The organism is Variovorax sp. Varisp85, from assembly GCF_047304045.1.
GTDB lineage: Bacteria > Pseudomonadota > Gammaproteobacteria > Burkholderiales > Burkholderiaceae_C > Variovorax.
In genome coordinates this window covers 1-5,716 of the sequence record NZ_JBGLYN010000124.1, presented here as the reverse complement: position 1 = coordinate 5,716, position 5,716 = coordinate 1, and the positions used below count along the sequence as shown (strand labels likewise).

Annotated in this window: 5 protein-coding genes and 1 tRNA gene; all 6 read left to right on the top strand. The window is 68.6% G+C overall.

All coding sequences use genetic code 11. The annotated features are described in order from the left end of the window. The first annotated feature begins 166 nt into the window (after positions 1-166). The 6 genes from ACCC97_RS28460 (at position 167) to ACCC97_RS28435 (ending at position 5,497) form a co-directional block, all read left to right on the top strand. Positions 167-1,258 carry an FAD-dependent oxidoreductase gene (locus ACCC97_RS28460; protein WP_413336313.1) on the top strand — a complete coding sequence of 364 codons (1,092 nt, stop codon included), beginning with the start codon at positions 167-169 and terminating at the stop codon, positions 1,256-1,258. Next, positions 1,255-1,458: a sulfur carrier protein ThiS gene (gene thiS, locus ACCC97_RS28455; protein WP_007839285.1), complete on the top strand. Its 204-nt coding sequence runs from the start codon at positions 1,255-1,257 to the stop codon at positions 1,456-1,458. Before ACCC97_RS28460 ends, thiS begins: the two co-directional genes overlap by 4 nt. A gap of 18 nt (positions 1,459-1,476) precedes the next feature. Further along, complete coding sequence (locus tag ACCC97_RS28450) at positions 1,477-2,286, top strand: thiazole synthase (protein ID WP_007839284.1); 810 nt, start codon at positions 1,477-1,479, stop codon at positions 2,284-2,286. Continuing rightward, entirely contained in the window at positions 2,283-3,218 is a 936-nt protein-coding gene (gene thiE / locus ACCC97_RS28445) for a thiamine phosphate synthase (protein WP_413336311.1), read from the top strand. The genes ACCC97_RS28450 and thiE overlap by 4 nt, the downstream gene beginning before the upstream one ends. 5 nt (positions 3,219-3,223) lie before the next feature. After that, positions 3,224-5,371 carry a TonB-dependent siderophore receptor gene (locus tag ACCC97_RS28440; RefSeq protein ID WP_413336309.1) on the top strand — a complete coding sequence of 716 codons (2,148 nt, stop codon included), beginning with the start codon at positions 3,224-3,226 and terminating at the stop codon, positions 5,369-5,371. A gap of 50 nt (positions 5,372-5,421) precedes the next feature. Beyond that, a tRNA-Asn gene (locus ACCC97_RS28435) sits at positions 5,422-5,497 on the top strand. Positions 5,498-5,716: the final 219 nt, after the last annotated feature.

Below are 5,716 nucleotides of genomic sequence, written 5' to 3'. Positions count from 1 at the left end.
GGGGCGGGGGGGGGGGGGGGGGGTCCGCCCCCCAAAAAATCCCCGCCCCCTTTTTCCCCCCCCCCCCCGGGGGGGGGGGGGGGGGGGGGGGGCCACGCGGCGTATCCATTGGGCGCTCTGCCTGCCCCCATCCCAGCCTTCCCCCAGAGGGGGAAGGAGCAAGACCATGAGCCTTCCTTTTCAATCGGCTGCCATTCTCGGCGCAGGCCTCATGGGCCGGCTGCTGGCGGTGACGCTCGCGCAGGCCGGCTGCAAGGTCGATCTGTTCGAAGCCGGCAGTCCCGATGCCGAAGGCGCCGCCGCGCGCGTGGCTGCGGCGATGCTCGCCCCGTTGGCCGAATCGGCCGTGGCACCTGTGTCGGTCGTGCGCATGGGGCAGCATGCGCTGTCGCGCTGGCCCGAACTGCTTGCCTCGCTCGCTCAGCCCGTGTTCTTCCAGCGCGAAGGCACACTGGTGCTCTGGCATCGGCAGGACGCCGCCGAAGCCACACGGCTTGCGCGCGTGCTTGCGAACACCGGCACGCAGGTGCCTGAGCTCGCGCCGATGCAGACACTCGACGCGCAAGCGATTGCCGCGCTCGAGCCTTCACTGGGCCAGCGTTTCGCGCAGGGCCTGTTCCTGCCGGGCGAAGGCCAGCTCGACAACCGCGCGTTGCTGGCTTCGTTGCTCGCCACGCTGCAGGCCAGCCCGCGCGTCACGCTGCACTGGCAATCGCCGCGCGCACCCTCGGACTTTTCGCCCGGTGCGACGGGCCAGCCCGACTGGTTGATCGACTGCCGCGGTCTCGGCGCCAAGCCCCAATGGAACGTGCTGCGCGGCGTGCGTGGCGAGGTGATCCGCGTGCACGCGCCCGAGGTGAGCCTGAAGCGCCCCACCCGCCTCGTGCATCCGCGCTACCCGCTCTACATCGCACCCAAGCCCGGCAAGCTGTTCGTGATCGGCGCGACCGAGATCGAATCGGACGACATGTCGCCCGCCAGCGTTCGCTCCACGCTCGAACTGCTGAGCGCCGCCTATGCCGTGCACAGCGGCTTCGCCGAGGCGCGCATCGTCGAGATCGCCACGCAGTGCCGCCCTACGCTGCCCGACAACCTGCCCGCCATTCGCCAGCCGCAGCCGCGCGTGCTGCAGATCAACGGCCTGTACCGCCACGGTTTCATGATCGCGCCCGCCCTGCTCGACGCCGCGATGGAACTGCTTGCGCATGGCCACTCGGTCCTCGCAAGGAGCTTCGGCATGGAGACCTCCGACACATGACGATGAACATCCTGATCAACGACAAGCCCTTCACGCTGCCGGACCACGCCAGTCTGACCGACGCTCTGGCGGCATTGAACGCCACGCCGCCTTTCGCGGTGGCCGTGAACCGCGAGTTCGTGCCGCGCTCGGCATACGCCGCGCGCACGCTCCAACCCGACGACCGCATCGAAGTGATCCGCCCCGTGACCGGCGGCTGAATGATGGAGACAAAGAACATGACAACGAACGACCCCTTGGTGCTCTACGGCGAGACCTTCCAGAGCCGCCTGCTGCTGGGCACCGCGCGCTACCCCTCGCCCGACCTGCTCGAAGCCGCGGTGAAACGCGCAAGGCCCGCGATGCTGACCGCCTCGCTGCGCCGCCAGACCGCCAGCCAGGGCTCGGGCAATAGCGAGCTCGGCAACGGCTTCTGGGAGCTGCTGCGCAAACTCGCGGTGCCGGTGCTGCCCAACACCGCCGGCTGCCACAGCGTGCAGGAGGTGATCGCCACCGCGCAGATGGCGCGCGAGCTGTTCGACACGCCGTGGATCAAGCTCGAGCTGATCGGCGACGACTACACGCTGCAGCCCGACACGCTGAACCTCGTCGATGCCGCTTCGCAGCTGATCCGCGACGGCTTCAAGGTGCTGCCCTACTGCACCGAAGACCTCGTGCTGTGCCAGCGGCTGGTCGACGTCGGTTGCCAGGCCGTGATGCCCTGGGCTGCGCCCATCGGTACCGGCCGCGGGCCGATCAACCCCTACGCGCTGCAGGTGCTGCGCGACCGCCTGAAGGTGCCGATGCTGGTCGACGCGGGCCTGGGGCTGCCCTCGCATGCCTGCCAGGTGATGGAGTGGGGGTACGACGGCGTGCTGCTCAACACCGCCGTTGCGCTGGCGCAGGACCCGGTCGCGATGGCCGGTGCTTTCGCCGACGCGGTGCAGGCCGGCCGCACCGCATACCGTGCCGGCGCCATGGCCGCGCAAGACGCAGCACAGCCCAGCACGCCTGTGCTCGGCACGCCCTTCTGGCATCACGCACCATGACCGCCGCGACCGACGCCCGCGCCATCGCGCACGCCATCGTCGCGGCCCACGGGTTGCGCTTTGGCGCCATCACCTCCGCGCCCGTGGCCGCGCCCAGCTTCTCTTCCGGCGACCCCGTCTACCGCGGCGCCAAGCAGGCCTGCACCGCTCTCGGCTTCATCGAGATCGATGCCGAATGCCTGGCCCATGCGTGGCGCGCCCAGACGCAGCGCCTGGGCAGCTTCGACGCCGTGCTGTGGCCCGCCGCACCCGAAGATTTCGGCATGCGGCCGTTTCCACCGGCCGGGCGCGGCGACGCGTTCCCGCCCTGCCCCGAACGGCTCGGCCTGTATGCCGTGCTGCCCGATGCGCAATGGGTCGGCCGCATGGCGCGCGCTGGCGTACCGACGGTGCAGTTGCGCTTCAAGTCCGGTGACGCAGCGGCCGTCGAACACGAAGTGCAGGCGGCCGTCGAAGCGGTGCAAGGTACCGGCGCCCTGCTCTTCATCAACGACCACTGGCAGGTCGCCATCGCGGCCGGCGCCTACGGCATCCACCTCGGCCAGGAAGACCTCGACGCGCTCTCGCCCGACGAGCTGGCGCAACTGCGCGGCTCGGGTCTTCGCCTGGGTGTCAGCACGCATGGCTACGCCGAGATGGTCCGCGCCGACAGGGTGAGCCCGAGCTACATCGCCATGGGCGCGGTGTACCCGACCACGCTCAAGAAGATGGCGACCGCACCGCAGGGCGTGGCCCGGCTTGGCGCCTATGCACGGCTGCTGCACGGCTATCCGCAGGTCGGCATCGGCGGCATCGACGCCGTGCGGCTGCCCGAAGTGCTGGCCACCGGCGTCGGCTCCGTCGCCGTGGTACGCGCGCTGGTCGCGGCCGAAGACCCCGAGGCCACGGCCGCACAATGGATGGCGGCCATAGGCGCCACAGCGGGCAACTGAACAGAATGAACCACAAGCTCACCTCCTCCCCTGGCTGGCCACTCTCGCCCGTTTCGCGTGCACTGGCCGTCGTTCTTTTCACCACTGCCTTCGGCGCGCATGCGCAACAAAGCACGTTGCGCGAAGTCACAGTCACCGAAGGCGCCGCCGCACCACAAGCCGACATCAGCGGCTTCGGCGACGTGCCGCTGCGCGAGTTGCCGCTCTCGGCCACGGTGATCGACGGCAAGCAGTTGCGCGACAGCGGCGCGCGCCGGCTCGCCGACCTCACGCAATTCGATGCCTCGGTCACCGACGCCTACAACTCCGCGGGCTACTGGGACTACCTGACGATGCGCGGCTTCGTGCTCGACAACCGCTTCAACTACCGGCGCGAGGGCCTGCCGATCAGCGCGGAGACATCGATCCCGCTCGACAACAAGGAGCGCGTCGAGATCCTGCGCGGCACCAGCGGCATCCAGGCCGGCACCAGCGCGCCGGGCGGGCTGGTCAACTACGTCGTGAAGCGGCCCACCGAACAGGACCTGCGCACGGTGCGAATCGAGACCACGAGCCGCGGCAGCACGCTCGGCGCCATCGACCTGGGCGGGCGCTTCGGCGCGGACCGCCAGTTCGGCTATCGGATCAACGTGGCGAGCGAAAACCTCAAGCCGCTCACGCACAACCTCGACGGCAACCGCAACCTGTTCTCGCTCGCGGTCGACTGGCGCATCTCGCGCGACTCGGTGCTGGAGTTCGAGATCGAGCAAAGCCGCAAGACGCAGCCGAGCCAGAACGGCTACAGCCTGCTGGGCAGCGCGCTGCCTGCGCCGGTCGATCCGCGCATCAACCTCAACAACCAACCGTGGTCGCAGCCCTCGGTGTTCAAGGCGCTGACGGGCACGGTGCGATTCAGCCAGGCGTTGAACGCCGACTGGCGCTGGAGCGCGCAGATCGGCCAGCAGCGCCTGAAGAGCGACGACCGGCTGGCCTACGCCTTCGGCTGCGGCGCCGAAGGCAACTACGACCGCTACTGCTCCGACGGCACCTTCGACTTCTACGACTTCCGCAGCGAGAACGAGCGCCGCACGCAGACCGCGGGCAGCCTCAACCTCAAGGGCAACGTGACGACGGGCAGCGTGCGGCATGAGCTCGGCTTCGGCCTGCTGCAGAGCCGCGTGCGCAACCGCTTCGACAACCAGGCCTACAACTACGCGGGCACCGGCAACGTCTGGGGCACGGCCATCGTGCCGCCGAGCCCCGATGCCACCACGCCGCAGACCAATCGCGACGAACGCTCGACCGAGCTGTCGGTGCAGGACGCGATACGCTGGAACGACCGCTTCACCACCTGGCTCGGCGTGCGCCACACGCGGCTCGATCGCAGCAGCATCGGCAACGATGGCTCGAGCCCGACCGGCTACAAGCAGGACGTGACCACGCCGTGGATCGCGGCGAGCTACGCCATCCAGCCGGGGCTGCTGGCCTATGCGAGCTGGGGCAAAGGCGTCGAATCGCAGGTCGTGCCGAACAGGATCTCGCAGTACAGCAATGCGGGGCAGGCGCTACCCGCGTTGACCTCGCGCCAATGGGAACTGGGCCTGAAGGGCGGCAGCGAAGCATTCAGCTGGCAGGTCGCGTGGTTCGACATCTCGCGGCCGATGACCAACCTCGACCTGTGCGGCGCCTACTGCGAAGTGCGCAACGACGGGCGCGCGGTGCATCGCGGCCTGGAGGCCGGCGCGCAATGGAGCCAGGGTCCGTGGCGCATCGGCGGCAGCATCGCGGTGATCGATGCCAAGCGGCGCGGGAGCACCGCGAATCCGGCGCTCAATGGAGAGTCGCCGACCAACGTGCCCAAGGAGGTGCTGCGGGCGCAGGCCGCGTACCGCGTCGCATCGGTGCCGGGCCTCGAAGTCGCGGGGCAGCTTTCGTACGAAGGCCGCCGCAACGTGTTGCCCGACGGCTCGGTCACGTTGCCTTCGTGGACCCGCGTCGATGCGGTGCTGCGCTACGACGCCAAGGTACGGGGCGTGAACACCAGCTGGACGCTGGCCGTCGATAACCTGTTCGATCGCCGCTACTGGAAGGAATCGCCCTATCAGTTCAGCCACGTCTACCTGTTCCCCGGGGCGCCGCGCACGCTGCGCCTCGGGGTAAGTGTTGCGCTTTGAACGCGGCCGGGCAAGCACCGTCAAAAATCACGCTATAATCTAAGGCTTGTTCCTCGATAGCTCAGTCGGTAGAGCGCCGGACTGTTAATCCGTAGGTCCCTGGTTCGAGCCCAGGTCGAGGAGCCACTACAAAGCCGCAAGGCCTCTGGATGCCCCGCTACTCACAAGGTAGCGGGGCATTTTCATTTGCACTGTCGCGCCGGGTGCTCGGCGTCACGCAAAAAATCGGGGATGGCCGGCGAGATCGGCAAATCCATTGCATATAATTTAAGGCTTGTTCCTCGATAGCTCAGTCGGTAGAGCGCCGGACTGTTAATCCGTAGGTCCCTGGTTCGAGCCCAGGTC